The organism is Cupriavidus pauculus (genome assembly GCF_003854935.1).
GTDB classification, from domain to species: Bacteria; Pseudomonadota; Gammaproteobacteria; order Burkholderiales; family Burkholderiaceae; genus Cupriavidus; species Cupriavidus pauculus_C.
Map to the genome: position 1 here is coordinate 1,640,595 of NZ_CP033969.1, position 25,486 is coordinate 1,666,080.

At 65.4% G+C, this 25,486-nt stretch carries 22 protein-coding genes; 16 read left to right on the top strand and 6 right to left on the bottom strand.

Annotated features, from left to right (window positions below; all coding sequences use genetic code 11):
- Positions 1 to 20 precede the first annotated feature (20 nt).
- From EHF44_RS09245 to EHF44_RS09300, 12 genes are read left to right on the top strand one after another with little or no spacing between them, the layout of a single operon-like run.
- Positions 21 to 1,271 (top strand): oligosaccharide flippase family protein, encoded by a 1,251-nt coding sequence (locus tag EHF44_RS09245; protein ID WP_124683474.1) that lies wholly within the window; start codon positions 21 to 23, stop codon positions 1,269 to 1,271.
- On the top strand, positions 1,268 to 2,476 hold the full coding sequence (locus tag EHF44_RS09250; protein ID WP_124683475.1) for a glycosyltransferase family 4 protein: 1,209 nt from the start codon (positions 1,268 to 1,270) through the stop codon (positions 2,474 to 2,476). The genes EHF44_RS09245 and EHF44_RS09250 overlap by 4 nt, the downstream gene beginning before the upstream one ends.
- A complete protein-coding gene (locus EHF44_RS09255) occupies positions 2,477 to 3,853 on the top strand; it encodes a hypothetical protein (protein WP_124683476.1) in 1,377 nt (458 codons plus the stop codon).
- Positions 3,801 to 4,844, top strand: coding sequence for a polysaccharide biosynthesis protein (locus tag EHF44_RS09260; RefSeq protein ID WP_124683477.1), 1,044 nt, complete (start codon positions 3,801 to 3,803; stop codon positions 4,842 to 4,844). The genes EHF44_RS09255 and EHF44_RS09260 overlap by 53 nt, the downstream gene beginning before the upstream one ends.
- A 7-nt stretch (positions 4,845 to 4,851) precedes the next feature.
- Entirely contained in the window at positions 4,852 to 5,979 is a 1,128-nt protein-coding gene (wbjC, locus tag EHF44_RS09265; protein ID WP_124683478.1) for a UDP-2-acetamido-2,6-beta-L-arabino-hexul-4-ose reductase, read from the top strand.
- Between the two features lie 29 nt (positions 5,980 to 6,008).
- On the top strand, positions 6,009 to 7,139 hold the full coding sequence (gene wecB / locus EHF44_RS09270; RefSeq protein ID WP_124683479.1) for a non-hydrolyzing UDP-N-acetylglucosamine 2-epimerase: 1,131 nt from the start codon (positions 6,009 to 6,011) through the stop codon (positions 7,137 to 7,139).
- Between the two features lie 3 nt (positions 7,140 to 7,142).
- Positions 7,143 to 8,372 carry a glycosyltransferase family 4 protein gene (locus EHF44_RS09275; RefSeq protein WP_124683480.1) on the top strand — a complete coding sequence of 410 codons (1,230 nt, stop codon included), beginning with the start codon at positions 7,143 to 7,145 and terminating at the stop codon, positions 8,370 to 8,372.
- Positions 8,369 to 8,962, top strand: coding sequence for a sugar transferase (locus EHF44_RS09280; RefSeq protein WP_124683481.1), 594 nt, complete (start codon positions 8,369 to 8,371; stop codon positions 8,960 to 8,962). Before EHF44_RS09275 ends, EHF44_RS09280 begins: the two co-directional genes overlap by 4 nt.
- Positions 8,963 to 8,978: 16 nt before the next feature.
- Entirely contained in the window at positions 8,979 to 9,638 is a 660-nt protein-coding gene (locus tag EHF44_RS09285; protein ID WP_124683482.1) for an acetyltransferase, read from the top strand.
- A 19-nt stretch (positions 9,639 to 9,657) separates the two neighbouring features.
- On the top strand, positions 9,658 to 10,833 hold the full coding sequence (locus EHF44_RS09290) for a DegT/DnrJ/EryC1/StrS family aminotransferase (RefSeq protein ID WP_124683483.1): 1,176 nt from the start codon (positions 9,658 to 9,660) through the stop codon (positions 10,831 to 10,833).
- 5 nt (positions 10,834 to 10,838) lie between these two features.
- Positions 10,839 to 12,776, top strand: a complete 1,938-nt coding sequence (locus EHF44_RS09295; protein WP_124685048.1) for a polysaccharide biosynthesis protein — start codon at positions 10,839 to 10,841, stop codon at positions 12,774 to 12,776.
- A gap of 55 nt (positions 12,777 to 12,831) precedes the next feature.
- Positions 12,832 to 13,506: an aspartyl/asparaginyl beta-hydroxylase domain-containing protein gene (locus EHF44_RS09300; RefSeq protein ID WP_124683484.1), complete on the top strand. Its 675-nt coding sequence runs from the start codon at positions 12,832 to 12,834 to the stop codon at positions 13,504 to 13,506.
- A gap of 71 nt (positions 13,507 to 13,577) precedes the next feature.
- Here the strand turns inward: EHF44_RS09300 and EHF44_RS09305 are convergent, their stop codons facing one another.
- The 6 genes from EHF44_RS09305 to EHF44_RS09330 are packed head-to-tail and all read right to left on the bottom strand — an operon-like array spanning position 13,578 to position 20,441.
- Entirely contained in the window at positions 13,578 to 14,420 is an 843-nt protein-coding gene (locus tag EHF44_RS09305; protein WP_124683485.1) for a hypothetical protein, read from the bottom strand.
- Between the two features lie 46 nt (positions 14,421 to 14,466).
- Positions 14,467 to 15,588, bottom strand: coding sequence for a glycosyltransferase family 4 protein (locus tag EHF44_RS09310; RefSeq protein WP_124683486.1), 1,122 nt, complete (start codon positions 15,586 to 15,588; stop codon positions 14,467 to 14,469).
- Entirely contained in the window at positions 15,585 to 16,835 is a 1,251-nt protein-coding gene (locus EHF44_RS09315) for a lipopolysaccharide biosynthesis protein (RefSeq protein WP_124683487.1), read from the bottom strand. Before EHF44_RS09315 ends, EHF44_RS09310 begins: the two co-directional genes overlap by 4 nt.
- On the bottom strand, positions 16,835 to 17,989 hold the full coding sequence (locus tag EHF44_RS09320; protein ID WP_253700004.1) for a glycosyltransferase: 1,155 nt from the start codon (positions 17,987 to 17,989) through the stop codon (positions 16,835 to 16,837). The genes EHF44_RS09315 and EHF44_RS09320 overlap by 1 nt, the downstream gene beginning before the upstream one ends.
- Positions 17,989 to 19,308, bottom strand: coding sequence for an exopolysaccharide biosynthesis polyprenyl glycosylphosphotransferase (locus tag EHF44_RS09325; RefSeq protein ID WP_124683488.1), 1,320 nt, complete (start codon positions 19,306 to 19,308; stop codon positions 17,989 to 17,991). Before EHF44_RS09325 ends, EHF44_RS09320 begins: the two co-directional genes overlap by 1 nt.
- Positions 19,305 to 20,441: a glycosyltransferase family 4 protein gene (locus tag EHF44_RS09330; RefSeq protein ID WP_124683489.1), complete on the bottom strand. Its 1,137-nt coding sequence runs from the start codon at positions 20,439 to 20,441 to the stop codon at positions 19,305 to 19,307. The genes EHF44_RS09325 and EHF44_RS09330 overlap by 4 nt, the downstream gene beginning before the upstream one ends.
- 294 nt (positions 20,442 to 20,735) lie before the next feature.
- Between EHF44_RS09330 and EHF44_RS09335 the strand changes: the two genes are divergently transcribed.
- The 4 genes from EHF44_RS09335 (at position 20,736) to EHF44_RS09350 (ending at position 25,428) form a co-directional block, all read left to right on the top strand.
- The gene (locus tag EHF44_RS09335; protein WP_124683490.1) at positions 20,736 to 22,121 is read left to right on the top strand and encodes a phosphomannomutase/phosphoglucomutase; all 1,386 of its coding nucleotides are present in this window, start codon (positions 20,736 to 20,738) and stop codon (positions 22,119 to 22,121) included.
- Positions 22,102 to 23,193: a lipopolysaccharide heptosyltransferase I gene (gene waaC / locus EHF44_RS09340; RefSeq protein ID WP_253700006.1), complete on the top strand. Its 1,092-nt coding sequence runs from the start codon at positions 22,102 to 22,104 to the stop codon at positions 23,191 to 23,193. The genes EHF44_RS09335 and waaC overlap by 20 nt, the downstream gene beginning before the upstream one ends.
- Positions 23,193 to 24,467, top strand: coding sequence for a lipid IV(A) 3-deoxy-D-manno-octulosonic acid transferase (waaA, locus tag EHF44_RS09345; protein ID WP_124683491.1), 1,275 nt, complete (start codon positions 23,193 to 23,195; stop codon positions 24,465 to 24,467). The genes waaC and waaA overlap by 1 nt, the downstream gene beginning before the upstream one ends.
- A 172-nt stretch (positions 24,468 to 24,639) precedes the next feature.
- Positions 24,640 to 25,428, top strand: a complete 789-nt coding sequence (locus tag EHF44_RS09350) for an META and DUF4377 domain-containing protein (RefSeq protein ID WP_253700008.1) — start codon at positions 24,640 to 24,642, stop codon at positions 25,426 to 25,428.
- The last annotated feature ends 58 nt before the right edge of the window (positions 25,429 to 25,486 follow it).

Consider the following 25,486-nt stretch of genomic DNA (forward strand, 5'->3'; position numbering starts at 1 on the left):
CGGCCTCCACAACCTGGCTCATGCGTGACTTCAGAGTAATCGGCTTGCTTGCCGGTGCTACGCTGGTCAAGGCGCTGGCCGGACTGGCTACCGCAAAAATCATTGCCACGTCGGTAAGCCTGGGTCAATTTGGTCAGCTTTCCCAGTTCATGGCCCTTACTGCCTTTGCCGGGATGCTCGCGGCAGGCGGTATCGCGCCGGGCGTCACCAGGGCCATCGCGGCGCACAAGGGTAGCGAGCGGGAGCAGGACTGGATCGACGTCATCACGCAGATTTACGTGGCAACCACGGTTGTCATGGCCGTGGCCGTCCTCGTTTGCTCGTCGGCACTTTCGACGCTGGTGTTCGGAGCGCAGGATTATCGGTGGATTGTCGCGCTGCTCGGTGTCACCCAGGCCTTGGTCGGTTTTTGTGCCCTTTACCAGGCGTTCGCGTCGGCTTATGGACGGTATGGCGTCATTCTGGCGTCAAACGCTGCGGGTGCCGTTATCGGCATCGCCCTGCTGGCGGCGCTGACTCACTACGGCGGGTATGCCGGGGCGGCGTTGGGCGTCGTGTTGTTGCCTGCTATGCCTGGCGCAACCCTCCTGGTCATGAAGTTCCGGAGCGTGCGGTCGCGCGTAGCCGTGGACTACAGGCGCGTGGACATGGCCAAGGTGCGCCATATGTTCTCGTTCTCGGCCATTACGCTTGCGGGTGCGGCCAGCATTACGCTGGGGCAGATGGCGGTGCGGGATCTCGTCGGCGCGGTCTCGGGCTGGGACCAGGTCGGATTTTGGCAATCGACGATCCGGATTTCGGACGTCTACATGCAGTTCGTCAGCGTGTTCCTGCTGAGTTATGCGATGCCGAAGCTGGCCGGCATGGAAGACCGGCAGATTCGCCGGGCTTTTGTAGGGATTCAGGGCAAGGTCCTTGTGCTGTTCTTTCTGGGCGGACTGTTCCTGTGGCTTGTCCGTCATGAACTTTATCGCCTGCTGTATTCGGCGGAATTTGTCGGGGCCAGCACGCTGCTGGTGCCGCAGTTGATCGGGGATGCCTTTCGGGTCGTGGCAGTAAGTATTTCCACGCTGTTCATGGCCCGTGGCACGGTGCGGGTCTCCCTGGTGTACGAAATCCTGCAGGGGGTGCTGCTGTTTGCTGGCACGGCCCTGTTGGTGGATCACTGTGGTGGCCGCGCTCCGGTTTATGCCTATGGCGCAACCTATTTCGGACTCATGGTGGGTATGATACTGATGTACCGATTGCGATTCAGGATGTCCGCGGAATGAAGATCGTGCTGCTAAGCACCGGCTATTCGCTGGATGCGGAAACTCCTTCGCTGTCGGATGAAATGGCCGAGGCGTTCGTTCGCAAAGGCCACGACGTCAGTGTCTTCGTCGTGAACTGGTCGAAGCGGCCGTACGGCAAACCGGTTTCCGTGCGCAACGGGCGACTGAGCGTCTATATCGCCGACCCATTCCAGCTCAGCTTTGGTCCGCCGCTGATCAGGAAAATCGCGAAGTGGACGCTGTCTTCGGGCAGCGTTGCCGGGCAATTGCTGAAGTTCCGGCGCGAAAACCGCGCGGACGTCGTCATCGGGTTTTCTCCTGCCACCGCCATGCTGGTGCCGATTATCGTCATGACGGCATTTACTCGGGCGCGGACTTTTCTTGTGCAGTGGGATTTCTTTCCCAACCATCACGCACAGATTGGTCTGCTCAACGGCAAGGCGCTCGTGCGCGGTCTGAAAAAACTCGAAACCTGGCTAATGCGGCGCTTCGAAGTGATCGGCTGCATGTCGCCCAGGAATATTGCGTACCTGCGCGACAACTACGATCTGTCGCCAACGCAGAAAATTGTAGAATTGCCAATTTGGTCGTCATTTCCCGCGTCTTCGAGCGAGGCGCGGGATGCCGCGCGGCAGGCGTTCGGTTTGCCGCTCGACGCCACCATTCTGGTATTCGGTGGACAACTGTCCAAGGGACGCGGCATCGAGGACATCCTGAGTGCGGCCCAGGCGGCAGCGGAGCGGGCGCTTCCATGTATCTTTTTGATTGTCGGCAATGGTGAGCAGGAAGGGATGATCAAGGATGCCATCAATGCAGGTGCCCATAATGTCATGCACATGGCCGGCCTGACGCGCCAGAAGTACCTTGCCCTCCTGTCGGCGTGCGACATCGGTATTGTCAGCACGGTGCGCGGCGTCGATGTCCCGACTTTCCCTTCGAAGACGCTGGATTACATCAATATCGGTCTGCCGGTGCTGGCTTCGGTGGAAGAGGCGACCGATTTTGGCGAGTTCGTGGAGGGCAGCGGGATCGGACTGTCGGTGCCCGCCGGGAATGCCCAGGCATTTGTCGACGCCGTAGACCGAATGATTTCTGCCGGACCGTCCGCTCCCTGGAAGGATGCGCGGGCATTTGCAGAGACCAAGCAGCGTTTTCAGGTGGATCGGGTGTCCGACCATCTGCTGGAAACGGTAGGGTGCCACTGAATGCAAACCGGGGTATCAGGGTTTTTGGCTTCCGAGCAAGCATGGCGCGCCACTTCGGTGGGCGTCCGCTTTGCGCCGCTCGTTTTCTTTTGCGGCTGGACCCTGTTGCCCCTGTTCCTGATTTTCTGGGGCCCCTTTGATTTTCGGCTCAGCCAGCCGGACGCGCTGGTGGGCTTCATCTTCGCGTGTGTCCTGGCATTTGCGATGGGCTATGTCCTGTTTGCCTCGACCGCCGCGCCGCGTGTCGAGCTGGCGCCGGCCCCGCATCCCTGGATCAATCGCCTGTTTCTTGGCGCCTGCCTGCTTTCCGTCATGCTGATCGAGCCGTCGATCTATGCGTACACCGGCAAGCATGTCTGGCAGGTGGAATCCGTGCTGAACCAGCGCGAGGTCTATCTGCAGTTGCTTACGGGCCTGGAGCAGTCATCGCCCTTGCGCAAAGTGATGTCGGCGTTGCGGGGACTCGCGGCGCCTATCGTGCTCCTGGTCCTGCCCACGGCGGCGGTCTACTGGCCGGATCTCGATCGTCTGGCCCGCCGTGCAGTGCTTGGCGTCGTGGCATGTTTCCTGTTGTTTTCCCTGTTTCGGGGCACTGACAAGGAAATGGGGGACTTGCTGGTCTTCTTCTTTGTCGGCCTCGGTATTGCCGCGGGATTTCGGGCGATTCGTGGCATCCAGATGAATGTCCGGGCATTCCGGCGCGGCAACCTGCTAGCCGTCGGCGTGGTATTGGTCTTCGTGACCCTGTTTACACTGCGCAAGGCCGCCCGCATGCAGGGCGCGCTGTCGTTTTGCCTATACAACGACGTCGCGTGTTTCACGGTCGATAGCGGCTCAGACATTATCAATCTGGTCCGTTTTGCGTTCGGCATGCTGACCGCGTATCTGAGCCAGGGCTATTACGGCCTGAGTCTGGCATTGAATACCGATTACAATTGGACCTACGGTATCGGCCACTCGTCGTTCCTGGTGTCATTCTTCAGTTCGTTTATCGACACGGACGCGATCTACAAGGACGGTTTGATGTATGCCCTGCGGGCATCCGGATGGGATGACCGCTATGTCTGGTCCTCGGCGTTTCCGTGGCTGGCATCGGACCTGACTTTCTGGGGCGTACCGCCCCTCATGTTCCTGATCGGCGCTATTTATTCGCGCGCGTGGATGGCCGCCATCGCATGGCGGAGCCTGTCCGGGATCATGGTATTTGCGTTGCTGTCGATATTCATCGTCTATTTGCCCGCGAATAATCAACTGGCACAGAGTCCAGATTATTACGTCGCGACAGTCGTTTGGTTAGCTATCTTTGTACTTGAGGGTGTGCGAAATGTTTCTCGGAAAGACTTTGTTGATCACGGGCGGAACCGGCTCGTTCGGTAACGCAGTGCTGCGCCGTTTCCTGAATTCGGACATCGGCGAAATCCGCATCTTCAGCCGCGATGAAAAGAAGCAGGACGACATGCGCAAGCGCTATGCCGATCCGAAGCTCAAGTTCTACATTGGCGATGTGCGCGACATCAGCAGCGTTGCCGCTGCGATGCGCGGCGTCGACTACGTATTTCATGCCGCCGCACTGAAGCAGGTGCCGTCCTGCGAGTTCCACCCGATGCAGGCGGTACGTACCAACGTGCTCGGCACGGAAAACGTGCTTGAAGCGGCCGTGAATGCCGGCGTCAAGCGCGTGGTATGCCTGAGCACCGACAAGGCCGTGTACCCCATCAACGCCATGGGCATCAGCAAGGCGATGATGGAAAAGGTCATGGTGGCGGCCAGCCGCAATCTGGAAGGCACTGGCACCGTCATCTGCGGCACGCGCTATGGCAACGTCATGGCGTCCCGCGGTTCGGTCATTCCGCTGTTCGTGGACCAGGTGCTGGCCGGTCGTCCGATCACCATCACCGATCCGACGATGACCCGCTTCATGATGACGCTGGCCGATGCAGTGGATCTGGTGCTCTACGCGTTCGAGCACGGCAACAACGGCGACATCTTCGTCCAGAAGGCGCCGGCCGCCACCGTGGAAGTGCTGGCCAAGGCCATCCTCGATCTGATGAAGAAGCCCGAGCACACCGTCAATGTCATCGGCACGCGTCACGGCGAAAAGCTGTACGAAGCGCTGCTCAGCCGCGAGGAGATGGCGTGCGCCGAGGACATGGGCGAATACTTCCGGGTCCCGCCCGATGGCCGCGACCTGAACTACGAGAAGTTCTTCGAGAAGGGCGAGCAGCGCATTACGCAAAGCCTACATGGCGAGGACTACAACTCCCACAATACGACGCGTCTGGACGTGGAAGGCATGAAGACGCTTCTGCTCAAGCTGGACTTCATGCAGCGCATTGCGCGTGGCGAGCACGCCGTCGCGGAGGAGTGAGTCCGTCATGCGAGTCCTGATCACTGGCGCCGACGGCTTCGTCGGCAAGAACCTCCGGCTCGTCCTGGCCGAGCGCAAAGATGTCGAGGTCAGTGTCTTCACGCGCGCGGACGATCCGGCCACGCTGCCGGCGCGGGTGGGCGCGGTCGATTTCGTGTTTCACCTGGCGGGCGTGAACCGTCCCAAGGACCCGGCGGAGTTTGTGTCGGGTAACGCGGGCCTGACCCAGGCGCTTGCCGATGCGCTGCGGCAGGAAGCCGTGGCCAATCAGCGGCGCGTGCCCGTCATCTACACGTCGTCCACGCAGGCCGAGCTTGGCAATGCCTACGGCGCGAGCAAGCGCGACGCCGAGCAGGTCCTGTTCGACCTGAAGGAAAGCCACCAGGTGCCGGTGCATGTGTTCCGCCTGCCCAACGTGTTCGGCAAGTGGTGCAAGCCGAACTACAACTCGGCGGTGGCTACGTTCTGCCACAACATCGCCCGTGATCTGCCGATCCAGGTCAACGACCCCGCGGCGCCGGTGACGCTGGTGTATGTCGACGACGTCGTGCAGCGGTTCGTGCAACTGATGGACGGCGCAGATGCCCAGGTCGACGCCCGCGGCTTTGCCACGGTGACGCCCCAGTACTCCACCACGGTAGGCGAACTCGCCGACAGCATCCGGGCGTTCCGCGAAAGCCGCAACACGCTGATGACCGATCGTGTCGGCACCGGGCTGATGCGCGCGCTCTACGCGACCTACGTGAGCTATCTGCCGGTGGAGTCGTTTGCCTATCCCGTACCTCAGTATGGCGATGCGCGCGGCGTGTTCGTCGAAATGCTGAAGACGCCCGACTGCGGGCAGTTCTCGTATTTCACGGCCCATGCCGGCATCACCCGTGGCGGCCACTACCACCACACCAAGACCGAGAAATTCCTCGTCATCAAGGGCCAGGCCCGTTTCAAGTTCCGCCACATGCAGACCGGCGAGACCCACGAGCTGGTGACCAGTGGCGACAAGGCCGAGATCGTCGAGACCGTGCCCGGCTGGACGCACGACATCACGAACATCGGGCAAGACGAAATGGTGGTCATGCTGTGGGCGAACGAAGTGTTCGATCGGGCTCGCCCGGACACCTTCGCCTGCCCGCTGTGACGGGACCTCTCAGACAGAAGCAATCTACGATGAAGAAACTCAAAGTCATGACCGTGGTCGGCACCCGACCCGAGATCATTCGCCTGTCCCGTGTCCTGGCGCGCCTGGACGAGTACTGCGACCACGTGCTGGTCCACACCGGCCAGAACTACGATTACGAGCTGAACCAGATCTTCTTCGACGATCTCGGCATCCGCAAGCCGGACCACTTCCTGAACGCGGCCGGTGGCAACGCGGCGGAAACCATCGGCAAGATCATCATTGCGATGGACGAGGTGCTGGGCCGCGAGAAGCCCGAGGCGCTGCTGGTGCTGGGCGACACGAATAGCTGCCTGTCCGTGATTCCGGCCAAGCGCCGCAAGATCCCCATCTTCCACATGGAAGCCGGCAATCGATGCTTCGACTTGCGCGTTCCGGAAGAAACCAACCGGCGGATCGTCGACCATACGGCCGACATCAACCTGACCTACAGCTCGATCGCGCGCGAATACCTGCTGCGCGAAGGCTTGCCGCCCGACATGGTGATCAAGACCGGCAGCCCGATGGCCGAGGTGCTGGCGCATTACCGCCCGGGCATCATGGCCTCCGACGTGCTGACGCGCTTGGGCCTGCAGGAACACCAGTATTTCGTCGTGAGCGCGCACCGCGAGGAGAACATCGACTCGGACGCCAACTTTGGCAAGCTGGTGCAGTCGCTGAACGCTGTCGCCGAGCACTACAACCTGCCGGTCATCGTGTCCACCCATCCGCGCACCCAGAAGCGCGTGGATGCCATGGGCGCGCGCTTCCACGGCAACGTCAGGCTGCTGAAGCCGCTCGGGTTCACGGATTACAACAAGCTTCAGGTGAGCGCCCGCGCCGTCCTGTCCGACAGCGGCACGATCAACGAGGAATCGTCGATCATGAATTTCCCGGCGCTGAACCTGCGCGAGGCGCACGAGCGCCCCGAAGGCATGGAAGAGGCCGCGGTGATGATGGTGGGCCTGGAAGTGGACCGCGTCATGCAGGGTCTTGCGATCCTCGAAGACCAGCCGCGCGGCGAGCAGCGCCTGCTGCGCCAGGTTGCGGACTACAGCATGCCGAACGTCTCGGACAAGGTGCTTCGCATCATCCAGAGCTATACCGACTACGTGAACCGTATCGTCTGGAAGAAGTATTGATCCATGGCGCCTCGCGTTCTTCTCCTGACACAGTGGTTCGATCCGGAACCCACCTTCAAGGGACTCGTCTTCGCGCGCGAACTCGTGCGGCAGGGTTTCGAGGTGGATGTGCTGACCGGGTTCCCGAACTACCCCGGGGGCCGGCTGTACCCCGGGTATCGCATGCGATGGCGCCAGCGGGAACTGATCGACGGTGTGCGGGTGACCCGCGTTCCGTTGTACCCCAGTCACGACAACTCCGCGATCCATCGCGTGCTGAACTATGTCAGCTTCGCGGCGGCCGCACTGTTGCACGGGTTGTCCGCCCGGCCGTGTGACGTGGTCTATGCCTATCATCCACCGCTGACGGTCGGCATCGCCGCGTCGATCCTGCGGCTCGTCCGCCGTACACCGGTGGTCTACGATATCCAGGACATGTGGCCCGACACGCTGCGCGCCACCGGCATGATCGGCAATCCGCGGGTGCTCGATATCGTGGGCAAGGTCTGCGCGTGGGTTTACCGGCGCGTCGACCACATCGTCGTGCTGTCGCCGGGCTTCAAGCAGCTTCTGGTGGAACGCGGCGTCCCGGCGAGCAAGATCGACATCATTTGCAACTGGGCTGACGAGGCGTCGCTGGCACAGCCGTCGGGGGTCTTGCCGCAGGGTTTCCCCGGGCCGGAACGCTTCCGTATCGTCTACGCGGGCAACATGGGCCGGGCGCAGGCGCTGGACGTCGTGCTGGATGCCGCCGCGCTGCTGAAGACGCGCGGCGCGCCGGTGAGCTTTGTCCTGGTTGGCGGAGGCCTCGACGCGGAGCGGCTATCGAAACTGGCCATCGAAAGAGGGCTCGATAACGTGACATTCCTGCCGCCGGTGCCGATGCGGGAAGTCGGGACGCTGCTCAATGCGGCGGACGCCTTGCTGGTGCATTTACGTCGTGATCCGCTGTTCCGGATCACGATCCCGTCCAAGACGCAGGCCTACATGACGCAGGGGAAGCCCCTGCTGATGGCGGTCGACGGCGATGCCGCCGACCTGGTGCAGGCGGCGGATTGTGGCGTGGTCGCGGAATCGGAAGATGCCGCGTCGCTGGCGGATGCCGCGGAGCGCCTGGCGGCAATGCCGCCCGCGGAGCGGGACGCCATGGGCAGCCGTGCCCAGGCGTATTATCGTCAACACCTTAGTCTGGAAGTCGGCACGTCCCGGTTCGGGGATATTTTCAGGAAGCTGGCACGGGATCCCTCGGCATGAAGCGCTTTTTCGATGTTTGCGTCGCCTTTTCGGCGCTTGTGGTGCTGGCCATCCCCTTGTGCTGCCTGGCGGTGCTGGTGCGTATCAAGCTCGGCAGCCCGGTCCTGTTCGCCCAGACGAGGCCGGGCAAGGACGGCAAGCCGTTCCGGATGGTCAAGTTCCGCACGATGACCGACGCCCGGGGCAGCGATGGTAAATTGCTGCCCGATGCCGACCGGCTGACGCCATTTGGCCGCCTGCTGCGCTCCACCAGCCTCGACGAGCTGCCGGAGCTGTGGAACGTGCTCAAGGGCGACATGAGCCTGGTGGGCCCGCGTCCGCTGCTGATGGAGTACTTGCCGCTGTACTCGGCGGAGCAGGCACGACGCCACGAAGTGCGGCCGGGCGTGACCGGCTGGGCCCAGGTCAACGGGCGCAACGCGCTGAGTTGGGAAGAGAAGTTTGCGCTGGACGTCTGGTACGTCGATCACTGGTCGTTCTGGCTGGACATCAGGATCCTGTGGCTGACGGTACGCAAGGTGCTGGTCCGAGAGGGCGTCAGCGCAGCGGGAGAAGCCACGATGTCCCGGTTCACCGGTTCGAAACATTAATGCGACCACGATAACTATGAAGAGATTTGCGATTTTTGGAGCCAGCGGGTTCGGCCGTGAAGTCATGCCGGTGCTTCGTGAACAGCTGGAGCGCACCGAGTCGGAACCGTGGGACCTCGTGTTCGTCGATGACAACCCCGGCGCCGAAAGCCTGAATGGCCATCGTGTGCTGACCTACGCGCAGTGGCTGGCCGAGCCGGCGAGCTATCGTGGCATCAGCCTGGCCATCGCGAACAGTGCGGTCCGCGAGAAGCTGGCGGCGCGATGCGTGCAGGACGGCGTGGCGTTCGTCGAGCCGCGCGCCGCCAACGTGGTGACGATGGACGACGTGACCGTGGGCGAGGGCGCCATCCTGTGCGCGTTCGTGATGCTGACCAGCAACGTGCGCATCGGTCGCCAGTTCCACGCAAATATCTATAGCTATGTGGCCCACGACTGCGTGGTCGGGGACTATGTCACGCTTGCACCGGGCGTGAAATGCAATGGAAATGTCGTGATCGAGGATCACGCGTACATTGGCACCGGCGCCATCCTCAAGCAGGGCAAGCCGGGAGAGCCCCTTGTCATCGGTCGTGGCGCGGTGGTCGGCATGGGCGCGGTGGTGACGAAGAACGTACCTCCTGGTGTGACGGTGGTGGGCAATCCTGCCAAACCGCTCGAACGCCGTACGAATTAAGCTGCCGGTCGGAGACGCCATGCTGAATACCCCGTTTTCCCAATGGCCCAGCTTTACCGCGGAAGAGGCCGAAGCCGTCCAGCGCGTACTGCTGTCCAACAAGGTCAATTACTGGACCGGCACCGAGTGCCGCGAGTTCGAGAAGGAATTCGCTGAGTGGACCGGCACGCGCCGCGCACTGTCGCTGGCGAACGGCACGCTGGCTCTCGATGTCGCGCTCAAGGCGCTCGATATCGGGCCCGGTGATGAAGTCGTCGTCACCCCGCGCACGTTCATCGCCAGCATTTCCTGCGTGGTGAACGCCGGCGCGACGCCCGTGTTCGCCGACGTCGCGCCCGATAGCGGCAACCTGTCGGCAGAGACGATCGCCGGGGTGCTCACGCCGCGCACGCGCGCGGTCATCTGCGTCCATCTGGGCGGCTGGCCCTGCGACATGGACCCGATCATGGCGCTTGCGGCCAAGCACGGGTTCAAGGTGATCGAAGACTGCGCGCAGGCCCATGGCGCCCGCTATCGCGGCCGAGCGGTCGGATCGATCGGCCACATCGGCGCGTGGAGCTTCTGCCAGGACAAGATCATGACCACGGGCGGCGAAGGTGGCATGGTGACCACCGACGACGAGGCCCTGTGGCGGACGATGTGGTCCTTCAAGGACCACGGCAAGAGCTACGAGGCGGTGTACGAGCGCCAGCATCCGCCCGGCTTCCGGTGGCTGCACGAGAGCTTCGGCACGAACTGGCGCATGCTGGAGATGCAGGCGGTCATCGGCCGGATCCAGTTGCGGCGCATGCGCGACTGGACGGCTCGCCGTACCGCCAATGCCGAAGCCATCTGGGCTGCCTGCCGCCCGTTCGCGTCGATTCGCGTGCCCGAGGTGCCGCAGGGCGTGGAGCACGCGCACTACAAGTGCTACGTCTACGTGAAGCCCGAGCACCTTGCGGCCGGCTGGACGCGCGACGGTATCGCCGAAGCCATCAACGCCGCCGGCGTGCCGTGCTACCAGGGCTCCTGCTCGGAGGTGTACCTGGAGAAGGCCTTCGACAACACGGGCTGGCGTCCGGCCGAGCGGCTGCCGGTGGCTCGGGAACTGGGCGAGACGAGCCTGATGTTCCTGGTGCATCCGACGCTGACCAGCGCCGAAATCGAGAAGACCTGCGCGGTGATCGCCAACGTACTGGAACAGGCCACCCGGTGAACAAACTGATCGCTCTCTTGTTGGGATTGCCGCGTCCTGCAAAGCGATGCGTGGTGGTGGCCGTCGACCTGGTCCTGTCTGTCGCATCGGTCTGGCTGGCGTTCTATCTGCGGATAGATCAGACCGGCCTGCCCGTGCTGCAGCAGAAGTATGTCTATCTGCTTGCACCGATCCTGGCGTTCCCGTTGTTTGTCCGCTTTGGCCTCTACCGGGCCATTTTCCGCTACACGGGCATGGCGGCCCTGGCAACGACGGCCAAGGCGGTGGGCATCTACGGCGTGTTGTTCTTCGCGGCGCTGCTGCTCGGCAAATGGGACGGCGTGCCGCGAAGCGTGGGCCTGATCCAGCCCATCCTCTTCCTGCTGCTGGTCGGTGCCAGCCGCGCGCTGGCGCGTATCTGGCTGGCCGGCAATATCGCGCGCAGCCGCCAGTGGGAAGGGCGGCTCCTGATCTACGGTGCCGGCGATGCGGGCGTGCAGACCGCGTCAGCCCTTGCGCTGGGGTGCCAGTTTGCACTGCTCGGGTTTGTCGACGACGATCCCGCGAAGATCGGCCGCACCATCAATGGCCTCGACATCATCGGTCCGGGCGAGGTGCAGGACGCGGTGGAGAGCATGGGTGTGACCGACATCTTGCTTGCCGTTCCCTCGCTGGGCCGTACCCGGCGTAACGAGATCATCGCCAGGCTGCGCGAACTGCCGGTGCACGTGCGCACGCTGCCCGGCATGGCGGATCTGGCGGCTGGCCGGGTCACCATCCGCGACTTCCAGGAACTCGACGTCGAGGATCTGCTAGGCCGCGCCCCGGTGCCACCGGACCAGGCGCTGCTGGCCAGGAACCTGGCTGACAAGTGCGTGCTGGTCACCGGCGCAGGCGGCAGCATCGGCAGCGAACTGTGCCGGCAGATCGTGCTGGAAAAGCCGCGCCGGATCTTGCTGGTCGAACATAACGAGTTCGGCCTGTACACGATCCATAGCGAACTCGAGGCGCTGTGCAGGGAAAACAATCTCGCCGTCGACATCATTCCGCTGCTGGCGAGCGTGTCGAAGCTGGGCCGCCTGCGCGAGATCTGCCAGAAATACCGCCCGGCGACGGTCTATCACGCTGCCGCGTACAAGCATGTGCCGCTGGTGGAGTGCAATCCGTCCGAAGGCGTGCTGAACAACATCTTCGGCACGCTCAACATGGCGCGCGCCGCGCTGGAGAGCGAAGTCGAATACTTCGTCCTGATCTCGACCGACAAGGCCGTTCGCCCGACCAACGTCATGGGCGCGACCAAGCGCATGGCGGAGCTGGTGCTCCAGGCGATGGCCGGTACGCAGACGCTGGATTTCGAGCCGCTCGATAACCGTCCCTGCGTGGTGTCGCGCACGCGGACCGTCTTCGCCATGGTCCGTTTCGGCAACGTGCTGGGCAGCAGCGGCAGCGTCGTGCCGCTGTTCCGCCGCCAGTTGCAGGATGGCGGACCGCTGACCGTCACGCATGAGGAAGTGACGCGCTACTTCATGACGATTCCCGAGGCGGCTCAACTGGTGCTGCAGGCAGGCGCCATGGCCCACGGCGGCGAAGTGTTCGTGCTCGACATGGGCCAGCCGGTTCGGATCATGGATCTGGCCCGGCGCATGGTCCAGTTGTCCGGCCTGACGGTGCGCGACGAGTCGAATCCGGCCGGCGATATCGAGATCAAGGTCACCGGCCTGCGGCCCGGCGAAAAGCTCTATGAAGAGCTGTTGATTGGCGACAATCCCGAGCCGACTGCGCACGAGCGCATCATGAAGGCGCGCGAGGAATACGTGGAGTGGGAGTCGTTCGTCAGGGTGTTGGCGTCGATGCGCCTTGCCGCCGAACAGAGCAACGATGCAGTGCTGAGAGGTATTTTTGGCGAGTATGTTCAGGGCTACGGCCAGCGGGAGCTGGCTTGCGGCGATACCACGCTGGCCTGAACGGAAGTAACTGTTTTGCGCCCGGGGTGCCGGGTTTCAGGGAGTGATAAAAAAAATGAATCACGGGTCGTTTCTTATCCGCGACAATTTCTTCTCGCCCGAGGAATTGGAGCCCATCAGGCAGCTTTGCCTGCAGCTCGACAAGCAGAAAAGCAATGTGCATGAAGCCGGCCGCTACAAGGACTTGCAGTGGCACAAGGTGGATCTGGTAGCCGAGGAGCATCCGTTTCTTGGCAAGATCTACGATTTCCTTGGCGCCAAGCGGGACGGCTTGTGCGTGTTCTATTACCTGTCGCCGGGTGCAATGCTGCATCCGCACCGCGACCTCACGGGTGCGTCGTCGAACGCGCGGATCCGCTTTCACGTGCCCGTGATCACCAACGACAACGTGTTCTTCGAGGTCTCGCGCAAGCGTGTCAGGATGCTGCCGGGCCAACTGTGGTCGCTCGACACGTCGTACCTGCACAGCGTGGAAAATCGCAGCGACCAAACGCGCGTCCATATCGTGATCGAGTGCGATATCGACGAGAACGTGATGCGGCATCTGCCGCCGAAGACCGTCGCCTCGCGCATCCACGACCTGCATTTCTTCTCGATCCTGGGCTGGGCGTTCGCCAAGGCCATGGTGATCAATTCGTGGAAGAACCCGAGCTACTTCGTCAACCAGCTTCGCATGATCGCCAAGTTCGTGGGCTGGCGGTTTTTGGGTCAGAGCCGCAAGGACATCTGAAACAACAATGCCGCGGCATCGGAATCCGATGCCGCGGCATTGTCTTTTCAGGTGGGGCTTGCGCCCGGCGATCAGGACCGGAGGCGCGAGAGGACGGTCAGCGCGATCCCGAAGATGATCCCGACCAGCGCGCCGAGGCCGATATAGACCGTCCGGCCCGGCGATGTGGGTGCGGTCGGCACGTACGGTGCGTCGACCAGCCGGCTCGGGTAGGTGCGGACCGGCTCCAGGCTGTACTCGAGCTGCGTCTTGCGCCGTTGCAGGTCCAGCACCTGGCGCGACACGGTCGCCGCGATGTTGGTCGCGAACAGGTCACGCATCGCGGTGCCTTCCCGTGCCTGCGACGTCTTCATCGCATCGAACACCTTCGCATATTCCTCTTCCGCTGCGGCCAGCCGGGCGTTGGTGTCCGCCAGGTCCTTCTTCATCCTGTCGACGGCATCGTTGAACATGTTCGTGTGTTCGCGCGTCAGCAGCGCGTACGAAGCACTCAGGACCTTCTTTGCCTGCTCGGGCGAGTTGGCATTGACCTGGACTGCCACCAGATCCGCACCGCGGCCGGGCGTGGCACGCAGCGATTCGAACACCAGCGTGGACTCCGCATGGCCCTCATAGGGCTTGGGCAGGCCCACGGCGTCCAGAACGCCGAAGCGGTAGTTCGGCTGGTTGACCAGCTCCACGGTCGTCAGCTGGGAATCCAGCGGCTTGATGGCGACGCCGGCATCGACGAAAGCGGTTACTTGCCCCAGCTTGACCAGCATCTTGGCCGTCCAGCGAGGCTCATGAAGCTGGAAGAGCGCGAAGCCAACAATCGCGCCAATAATCGCGGTGACGACGACGATTCTGATCGAGCGCGCGTAGGCCAGGCGCAAGTCTGCAAATATAGTGTTTTGTGTGCGGGGGCGATCTTGCATGGGGTGAGACGCTCGTTCCGGGAGGCGGTATTGTAGCGCTTTTGCTTCACGACTCAGCCTGAAGGCTGCGCTGGCCTGCCTCGTCCGCATCGATGGCAAGCACGTCGATCCATTGGCCGACGACCCTGTCCAGCGAATAGGCCATGGCATCGGCGCGTGCCGCCTGGCCAAGCCGTCGGCGACATGCCTCGTCCTGGATCAACTGCTTCAACGCCTCGGCCAAGGCCTGGGGATTTCCGTTGGCACTGACCAGGGCATTGTCCCCGTGCCGAAGGATCTCGCGCGGGCCTGCCTCGCAATCGGTCGATACGATGCCAAGCCCGAAAGACATGGCTTCGATCAGGACCAGTCCGAACCCTTCGTAGCGCGAGCTCAGGCAAAAGATTGCTGCATCGCGATAGCAGTCTTCGACGCGATGCTGCGCGCCCGGCATCGTCACGGCGTCGCCAAGGTTCAGAGCGAGGGCCATCCGTTCCAGGGCGGCACGGTCCTCGCCTTCTCCAACGATCTTCAGCACCCAGCCGGGCGCAGAGGGCGCGACCATTGACCACGCCTGCAGCAGCACGTCGAAGCCCTTGGCGCGGGTCAGCCGGCCCACCGCCAGCACGCAGTGCTCCGTACCCGGTGACGGCGCGGCAGGGAAGGGGAAAGGCAGCGGGTTGGCAATCACTTCCACGCGGCCCCGCGGCCGCACGCGGGCCAGCCAGACTTGCTGGTCCCGTTGGGTAAGCACCACGATCGCCTGATTGAATCGGCCCGCTACCCACCGCGCCACCCGCCGCGCCCGTCGGCCAAGATCCTCGTCGAAATGGCAATGCTCCCAGGCGATCCGGCGCACGGTCATGCCCAGCGTGGCCGGCACCGTGAACAGTGTCAGCATCGTGTCTACTTCGACCAGCACGTCGATCTGCTGCTGGCGGACAAAGCGGCGAATCCCCGCCACCGTGGCGAAGTACTGCCGCTTGAATGACGGCCGTGACGCGAACAGGGCGTCGTGGACGATGTTGCGGTGCAGCGGAAACACGGACGCCTGGTCCCAGAGGCTCAGGATCCTGACGCGATAACCGCGTTCGGCCAGCGCGTTGGCGATGACGGCGGTCATTCGCTCCGCGCCGGCAAAGGCATTGAGCGTGCCGGTCAGGAAGCAGACGGTCGGGCGCGAAGTCATGCCGATGCCATCTCGGAAACGGGCCGGAACCGCCACCAGAGTGCCGCCCCGAACAGCACGGCCACCCCGTTGCCGAAGGCATAGCCGGCAATCGCGCCCCAACTGCCGAAGCGGGGAATCAGGACGAGGTCGCATGCCAGGATCGTGGCCAGCACCAGCGCCCATTTGATGGCGATCCAGCGCGGCTTGCGCAGGTGCACCATCAGCAGGGTGAGCGCCACGTCGGCGAACACCAGCGCCGAGATGACGGCCGCCATGCGCAGCAGTCCCACCGTGGCCTCGAACGCCTGGCCATATAGCAGCTTGACGATCCAGGGCGCGCAGACCGCAATGGCCACCCCCCCGGCCAGCCCGACGGCGCCCATGCCGAGCACGATCCGGCCGATATTCGCGTGCGCGTCCTCGAACCGCGCGCGGGCGTACACGTAGCTCGGCGCGATGCCGGCGGCCAGGATCGTCGCGACCATCGTGAAGTTGTCGAGAATCTGCATGCAGGCGGCATAGGCGCCAAATTCCGTGGTCGGCACCGACGGCTGCAGGATCAACTGGTCGACGCGGCGCGCGCCCATCATCAGGATGAAGCTGACCCAGAACAGCGTACCGGCGCCCACCAGCTCGCGCGCCAGCGCCGGCTGCCAGCCGATGCCTCCCAGTGGACGCTCCCGGAAGTAATAGGCGGCCAGCAGCGCGGCCACGATCAGCGCTTCCAGGGCGAAGGCGACGGCGTAGCCGGACACCTCTCGCACATGGCTGGCGTAGAGCACGGCGACGATCACGACCTTCACCGTCAGCGCGGCCAGGCTGAACAGCGTGCCGGGACGATTGTTCGTGTGGGCCTGCATCCAGGCCGTCACCACGCCGAATGGCTCACGCAGGAAGATGGCAGTGCCCAGCCACAGCGCGGCCAGCCAGATCTCCGTCACCGCCGACGTGGCGGCCAGATAGACGCACAGCAGCCCATAGCCGATGGCGGCGCCGATGAATCGCAACAGGAACGCCTGGGTCAGCAGTTGATGCTGGGCGGCCGGCGCGGGGTTGGCCACCAGCCGGGGCACCACGACCTCGCCGCTGCAGACCAGGGCCAGCGACGCGGCGATCAGCACCACCGCCTGGGCGTACTGGAAGTGGGCAAACCCCTCCGGCCCCAGTCCGCGCGCGAGCATGGCGACGACGCCAATCCCCGCGCTTACCTGCAGGCCCCGCTCGACCAGCATCCACAGGAGATTGCCCGCCACCCGCGTGCGCATCAGGCAATCTCCGCTTCGTGCGCGGCCACGGTGCCGGCCAGGCCAGCGTAGATCGCCAGCCAGCGCCGCGCCACGGCGTCGATCGAGAACCTGGCCATCACGTGGGCCCGGCGCGAGGCTTCGTCCGATGGCGATCCGCGCCCTTGCCGCAGCGCTGCATCCATGGCCGCCGACAAGGCGCCCGCATCGCCGCGCGGCACGAGGGTGCCCTGGTCGGCCAGCACTTCGCGGACGCCCGGCGCGTCGGTCGCCACCACGGGGCAGCCGCTGGCGAGCGCTTCGACGAGGACCATGGGCAGTCCTTCGATATCCGATGACAGCACGAAGGTATCGGCCGCGTTCAGCAGGGCAGGCACGTCGTGGCGCGGGCCGAGCAGCGTCACGCGCGACGCCAGGCCCAGCGACGCGATCTGGTCCGCGAGCGCCTGCTGCAGCGGACCACCGCCGGCAATCAGCAGATGGACGGGCAGGGTGACGGGGTCGATGCGCGCAAACGCCTGCAGCAGCAGCGCCTGCGCCTTCTCGGGCACCAGCCGCCCGACGTTCAGCGCCAGCCGCGTGCCGGCACTGATGCCCAGCCGCGCGCGCATCGCGCCGCGCAACGCCGATGCGGGCCGGAACCGGTCGACGTCGATGCCGTTCGGCACCACGACGATCCGGTCGGCGCGCACCGCACGGGCCGCGACCATGCCCGCGCGGCCATCCTCGCTGACATGGCTGGTCAGTGCATGCCAGCGATCGGTCAGCCGATAGGCCGCCATGCGCAGCCGCCCGCCCTCACGGAAGCTGTGGGCCGTGCAAACCAGCGGCGGACAGCTCGCCACCCGCGTCAGCAGCCGCGCAAAGATGTTGGCGTGAATCATGTGGGCGTGGAGGACGTCGGGCCGCCACGACTTGACGAGCCGGCGGGCCTGCCACAAGGCGCGGGCCATCCCTGCCAAGGACTTGCGCATGTCGAGCTCCACCACGTACGCGCCCGCCGGCACCTCGATCTCGCGTCCCGGCGACAGGCTGACGATGGCAACGGCATGCCCCATGGCCAGGAAGGCGTGCGCCAGCGCCACCACCTGGTGTTCCGCTCCGCCGACTTTCAGGCCGGTGGTGACCAGCATGATGCGCATCGGTGCGCGTCCCGCCCCATCGTTCGATGCCATCACCGCGCCCCATACCCCGTCAGTAGCGTCCGCACGGTCTTCACTGCAATCAGCAGGTCCAGCGCGAACGAGCAATGCTTGACGTAGTACAGGTCATAGCTGAGCTTGGTGACCGTCTCGGCATGGGTGCCGACGTAACCCTGCTGCACCTGCGCCCAGCCCGACAGGCCGGGGCGCACCAGATGCCGGTACGGGTAGTAGGCGATGGTTTCCGAAAATTCCTCGACCATCGGCACCTGCTCTGGCCGGGGGCCGATGAAGCTCATGTCGCCGACCAGCACGTTCCAGAGCTGCGGAATCTCGTCCAGCCGGTACTTGCGGATAACCCGGCCCACGCGGGTCACGCGCGGGTCCTGGCGCAGCGCAAACTGGGCCGGCGCGTGCCGGTCCACACCCATGCTGCGGAACTTCAGCATCGTGAACGGCTTGCCGAACAAGCCCACGCGCCGCTGCCGGAACAGCGCGCCGCCTTCGGTCTCCAGGCTGACGGCCAATGCCACGGCCAGCCCCACCGGCACGGCCAGCGGCGCCAGGACCACCACGGCCACGATGTCGATCAGCCGCTTGATGTAGTCGAACAGGTAGTGGTCGGCGTAGTCGTCAAAGAAGTTCTCGTCGATATGGTCCAGCCCCACGCGGCCGGTCAGCATCTCGCCGATCCGCTCGACCGAATACATGCGCAGGTGGCCCAGCCGGTATTGCGTCAGCAGCCGCGTGCGATCCGGGTCGGCGGTCAGGCCGCGCTCGACCAGGATGCCGTCGCAGTGCAGGGCCTCCTCGATCGAGCCGATCTGCTCGAAGCGCGTCTTGGCCGGCGGCGTGGCGCCGGGCATCTCGATGATCCGGTTCAGATGCTGGAGCGTCTGCGGATCGAGATAGCCAAACAGCGGCACGTAGTTCTGGACGTAGCGCCGATAGCCGAACCAGATCCACGCCAGCGTCGTGCCGTAGCCCACCAGCACCGCCCCGCGCGAGTACTCGATATGGAAGCCGGCGTAGACGATCAGCAGCAGCGCGAAGGGCAGGGTGGTGGCCACCCCGACGATGCTGGCGCCTTCCATGGCCGGCAGATGCAGCGCCCGGTGCAGCAGCAGGAAGGCAGCCAGGTAGGGCACGATCGACCAGAGCAGCGTGCGCGGGAAGACATAGGTGACAAGCCCGGCCTGGTGGGCCACTTCAGACAGGGCGGCGTTGATGCCGAACAGGACCAGCCCGATGGCGGCCCATCCGATCATGCGGCTGGCGCGCCGGGTGGTCTCCGACCGTGCGGGGGCGCCGGTGCCATTGCGCCGCAGGGCGTCGGTGTGGGTGGAATTCATGATGCCGACGCCCGCGTGCCCACGGGGCGCGTGGCCGAGACCGCCTCGCGATAGACCGCCAGCGTGGCGCGTACCATCGGCTCGATCCCGAAGCGGGCTTCCCATCGCTGGCGTGCAGCCGTGCCCAGCGTGGCCCGCCGGTCCGGATGATCGGCCAGCGCGCGCAGGGCGTCGGCGAAGGCTGCCGCATCGTTGGCCACGAGCACGCCGCATTCGCCGTCATCCAACTGGTGCCTGATACCCGGCAGATCGCTGGCCACCACCGGCAGCCCGGCCCGCATGGCTTCGAGGACCGACAGCGGAAACCCTTCGTGGTCGGAAGCCAGCATGAAGACCTGTGCGTCCGCGAGCAATGTCGGGATGTCGTCGATGTTGCCGGGCAGACGCACGCGGCCTGGCGCCACCTGCCTGGCAAGGAACTCCAGCGCGTCGCGCTGCGGACCATCGCCCGCGATCACCAGTTCGCACGCGGGCAGGTTGGCCTGCGCGAATGCCTGGATCAGCACATCAGCACGCTTGGGCGCGGCCAGTCGCATGACGGCCACGATCCGGCGCAGCGGCTCGGCCGGCATTGCCCGCGCCGCCACGTCGGCAATGCCGTTCGGAATCACGCGGATATGCTGCGCCGGCATCGGCAGCCGTGCCGCCAGGGCGCGCTCGGCGTCGGCCACGCAGATCAGGCGCGTGGTCAGCGGGGCCAGCAACCATTCGGCGAGGCGGGCGACCGACCGCTGCTTCCACGGCGCCGCCGGCTTGAAGGCAAAGCCATGGACGGTATAGACGACAGGGATGCCGAGCAGCCGCCCGGCAAGCCGGCCCAGCGCGCTGGCCTTGGCACTATGGGTATGGATGACGTCCGGCGCGGCCTGCCGCAGCGCCCGCATGACCTCGCGCAGCGCGCCGATGGCCTTGACCGGCGACAGGGCATTGTCCATCGCCGCGAGCCGGATCGATGGAATGCCGGATTCCCGCGCCAGATCGAACAAGGGGCCGTCGCCACCCGCCAGCAGCACGGCATCCACCTGCCCGCGCATGGCGCGCAGCAGGTCGGCTACGTGGGTCTGGGCGCCGCCGATCTCGGAATTCGTGATCAGATAGGCGATGCGCGGCCGGTCTTGCGGCAAATCTGGCAACGTGAGCTGGATCAAAGGGGCAACGGCGCAAATGGCGCGGCGATGTCGATGTGGGGGCGCCGCGCGCACCGCCTGCCTGGTTGGACTGGAGCGCCGCCGCTACGTGCGCCGGCGGACCGAATCTACCCGAAAAGGGCCCAACAATTCCCCTGAGTGGGCGGTGACGGCGATTATAGCGCCTGCGCCACGCGCAATCCGGCACAATACGTCTTTTTGGCGCCCTGCCCGCGCCCCCTCCGGCAGGCCGGAACACCGGAGGGATACGCACGATGAACCTTGTCTCCAGGAAGCCACATGCAAATTGATCCCTCGATCTTCAAGGCCTATGACATCCGCGGCATCGTCGGCAAGACGCTGACCCCGGAAGTGGCCCGTTACATCGGCCTGTCCTTCGGTTCGGCAGCCGTCGAACTTGGCGAAAAAGCCATCGTGGTGGGCCGGGACGGCCGACTGTCGGGTCCCGACCTGCTGGGCGGGCTTGTCGAAGGGCTGCGCGCCGCCGGGCTCGATGTCATTGATCTTGGCATGGTCGCCACGCCGATGGTGTACTTCGGCACGAATATCGAGCTTGACGGCCGTCGCGCCACGTCGGGCATCATGGTCACGGGCAGCCACAATCCGCCCGACTACAACGGTTTCAAGATGGTGCTGGGCGGCAAGGCCATCTATGGCGACCAGATCCAGGCGCTGCGCCAGCGCATCGACGCCGGCAAGTTCACCGAGGGCGGCGGCAGCTACAAGCTCGTCGACGTCCGCCAGCAGTACCTGGACCGCATCATCGGCGACGTCAAGCTGGCCCGGCCGATGAAGATCGCGCTGGACGCCGGCAACGGCGTGGCCGGCGCCTTCGTGGGCGACCTGTTTCGCGGACTCGGCTGCGAAGTGGTCGAACTGTTCTGCGACGTGGACGGCCACTTCCCGAACCACCATCCCGATCCCGCCCACGTCGAGAACCTGCAGGATCTGATGAAGTGCCTGCGCGAGACCGACTGCGAGCTGGGCCTGGCCTTCGATGGCGACGGCGACCGGCTGGGCGTGGTCACCAAGGACGGGCAGGTCATCTTCCCGGACCGCCAGTTGATGCTGTTCGCCGAGGAAATCCTGTCGCGCAACCCGGGCCAGCAGGTCATCTACGACGTCAAGTGCACGGGCAAGCTGGCGCCGTGGATACGCCAGCACGGTGGCGAGCCGCTGATGTGGAAGACCGGCCATTCGCTGGTCAAGGCCAAGCTCAAGGAAACGGGCGCGCCAATCGCCGGCGAGATGAGCGGCCACGTGTTCTTCAAGGACCGCTGGTACGGCTTTGACGACGGCCTGTACACGGGTGCGCGCCTGCTGGAGATCCTGTCGCGCCACGCCGACCCGAGCGCCGTGCTGAACGCGCTGCCGAATTCCAACTGCACGCCGGAACTGCAACTGAAGGTCGCCGAAGGCGAGGCGTTCACGCTGCTCGACAAGATCCGCGCGAACGCGAAGTTCGAGGGTGCGAAGGAAGTGATCACCATCGACGGCGTCCGCGTGGAATACCCCGACGGCTTCGGCCTGGCCCGGCCGTCCAACACCACGCCCGTCGTGGTGATGCGCTTCGAAGCCGACAACGATGCCGCGCTGGCGCGCATCCAGGCCGAGTTCAAGCGCGTGATCCTGGCGGAAAAACCGGATGCAAAGCTCCCGTTCTGAGGCCGTGCAGGCGCAGCCCGGCACGCCCCCGCAGCCCCTGGCGGCCGTGGGGGCCTTCGCGCTGCCGGCGCGGCCGCGCATCCTGATCGTCAAGGTGTCGTCGCTGGGCGACGTGGTGCACAACATGCCGCTCGTGCATGACCTGCGCGCCCGCTGGCCCGACGCCGAGATCGACTGGGTGGTGGAAGAGGGCTATGTCGACCTGGTCAGGCTGCTGCCCGAAGTGCGGCGCGTGATCCCGTTCGCGCTGCGGCGCTGGCGCAAGCGGTTCTGGCAGGGCGAGACCTGGGCCGAGGTGGCGGCGCTGCGAGCGGCCATCCGCGCCCACGACTACGATGCCGTGCTCGAAACCCAGGGCCTGCTCAAGACCGCCATCGTGGCACGCACGGCCACGCGCGCCGATGGCGCGCCGGTGATCGGCCTGGGCAACGCCACGCAGGGCTCGGGCTACGAGCCGGCGGCGCGGCTGTTCTACACGGCGCCGGTCAAGGTGCCCCGGCAGACCCACTCGGTCCTCCGCTCGCGCCTGCTGGGCGCGGCGCTGACGGGTGTGACGCCGCCGGAGCCGCCGCGTTTCTTCGGTCCGGCCGCCAGCAGGCTTCATGTCGACGATCCGCTCTGGGCCGGCCTGCCGGCCCGCTATGCCGTGTGCTTCCACGCCACGGCGGGCGCCAAAAAGCGCTGGCCGGTGGCGAACTGGCATGCGCTGGGCCAAAGGCTGCACGCCGAAGGGCTGACCGTGCTGCTGCCCTGGGGCAGCGAAGCGGAGAAGCGCGATGCCGAGGCGCTGGCCGCGGGCATCCCCGGCGCGCAGGTGCTGCCGCGCTTCTCGGTCATGCAGGGGTTCGGGCTGATCAACCGGGCCGAGGTCGTGATCGGCGTCGATACCGGACTGGTCCATATCGCGGCGGCGCTGTGCCGGCCGACCGTCGAAATCTATACCGCCACGTGGCGCTGGAAGACCGAGGGCTACTGGTCGGACCGCATCGCCAACGTGGGCGACGACGGCATCGTGCCGGGCGTCGACGAGGTCCATGCCGCCGCGCGGCGCGTGCGCGGAGTCAGTCTCTGATGCTTCGAATCATCTATACCTTGCTGTGGCTGGTCATCCTGCCACTGGCGCTGCTGCGCCTGGCCTGGCGGTCGCGCAAGGAGCCGGGCTACGTGCAGCACGTGGGCGAGCGGCTGGGCCGCTATGACGACGTGCCGGCCGACGGCCCGTGGCTCTGGGTCCATGCCGTGTCGGTCGGGGAAACCCGGGCCGCGCAGCCGCTGATCGATGCGCTGCTGGCCAGCTACCCGGACCACCGGCTGTTGCTGACGCACATGACGCCCACCGGCCGCCAGACCGGCGCGCAGCTCTATGGCGACAACCCGCGCGTGCAGCAGTGCTACCTGCCGTACGACGTGCCCTACATGGTCCGCAGCTTCCTGGCGCATTTCCGGCCCGAGGCGGGAATGATCATGGAGACCGAAGTCTGGCCGAACCTCGTCCACGTGACCCGGCGTGCCGGCGTGCCGCTGTTCCTGGTCAACGCCCGGCTGTCGCCGCGCAGCTTCCGGCGGACCGCGCGCTTTGGCGGTGCCGCGGCGGCGCTGTACAACGATTTCACGATGGTGCTGGCGCAGACGGCCGGCGATGCTGAACGCTATCGCGCGCTCGGCGTGCGCGCGGTGCAGATCACCGGCAACCTCAAGTTCGACATGCAGCCGCCCGAGGCCGGGCTGGCGCGCGGCGCGCAGTTGCGGCGGGCCTTTGGCGGGCGGCAGGTGCTGGCCGCCGCAAGTACGCGCGAGGGCGAGGAGCCGCTGATCCTGGAGGCGTTCTCGCGCTGGCCGGGCGCCCGGCGGCCGGCGCTGCTGCTGGTGCCGCGCCATCCGCAGCGGTTCGACGAGGTTGCCGCGATGGCCACGCGCGCCGGCTTTACGGTCCAGCGCCGCAGCACGCTCGACATCGACAAGCCCGATGCGCCGATCACGGCCGACATCGTGCTCGGCGACTCGATGGGCGAGATGGCGATGTACTACGCGGCATCGGACATGTCCTATATCGGCGGCAGCCTGATCCCGCTGGGCGGGCAGAATCTGATCGAAGCGTGCGCCGTGGGCACGCCGGTGCTGATGGGGCTGCACACCTTCAACTTTGCCCAGGCAACGGAAGACGCCATCGCGGCGGGCGCCTGCCTGCGCGTGGCCAATGCCGACGAACTGATGGCGGCGGCGGCCGGCGTGCTGGACGATCCGGCCCGGCTGGCCGAGATGCGGTCCAACGCGCTGACCTTCGCGGGCCTGCATCGCGGTGCGACGGCCCGTACACTTGGCGCGCTCGCGCCGGTGTTGCGCTGACATACAAAGCGTGCGCCGGCGGCTAGACTGATCCGGTAGTGGTCCTTGCGCCGCTTGGCGCCGCCCAAACGCTGTGGGTGGCGGTTGGCGCACAGGGCCCGTTCGCTTCCAGAGCCGCCGAGGAGCCCCCATGCCGAATCGTCCCAAGTTTCGTACTGCTGCCGCAGCCCTGATGGCAGCCGCGACAGCCGCCCTGCTGTCCGCCTGCGCCACCGGCCCGATGCCCGACAACCCGTCCGCCAGCCCCACCCTGAACGAAACCCGTTCAAGCGGCCCGAGCCGCTGGGAACTGGTGCGCTGGCAGCGCGAGGACGGCAGCTTGCGGGACATCCCGCATGGCGACAACGGCGAGCCCATCGTCTTCAACTTCAGCGACGGCATCGATTCGTCGCAAGGCACAGTCAGCGGCACCAGCGGCTGCAACCGGTTCACAGGCGGCTATGGCAAGACCAGCAGCGGCATCAAGTTCGACCGCGTGGCCGGCACGCGCATGGCCTGCCCCGGCACGCGGATGGAAATCGAATCGGCGCTGCTCAAGGCGATGCAGTCGCCGTTCACGACCGTCGGCACCCAGCCGTCGGCGGGCACCACCGGGCGCCAGATTATCTGGAAGACGGCCGACGGCGAGCTGCTGCAGTTTGTGGAGCGCGAGGGCGTGGGCCGGCGCGGCGACAAGGTCGACCCGGCCACCGGCGCCGTGCCGGGCCGCGAGAAGATCGTCTACCTGGACTCCCAGCGCGTGGAATGCACCGGGGTCGGCAAGATGCAGTGCTACCGCTGGCGCGAATCGCCGGACGCCCCGTGGCAACTCTGGTACGGCCCGATCGAGGGGCTCGATTTCGAGCCGGGCGTCGGCTACAAGCTGCGCGTGCGCGAATACCAGGTGCCAAACCCGCCGGCCGATGCATCGGCCATCCGGTGGCAGTTGCTGGAGGTGGTGGAACGGCGTCAAGGGAGGTGAAAGGGGGATCGATTAGAATGCCGGGTCGGCTCAAACGGGCAAGTGACGAAGTGGTCGC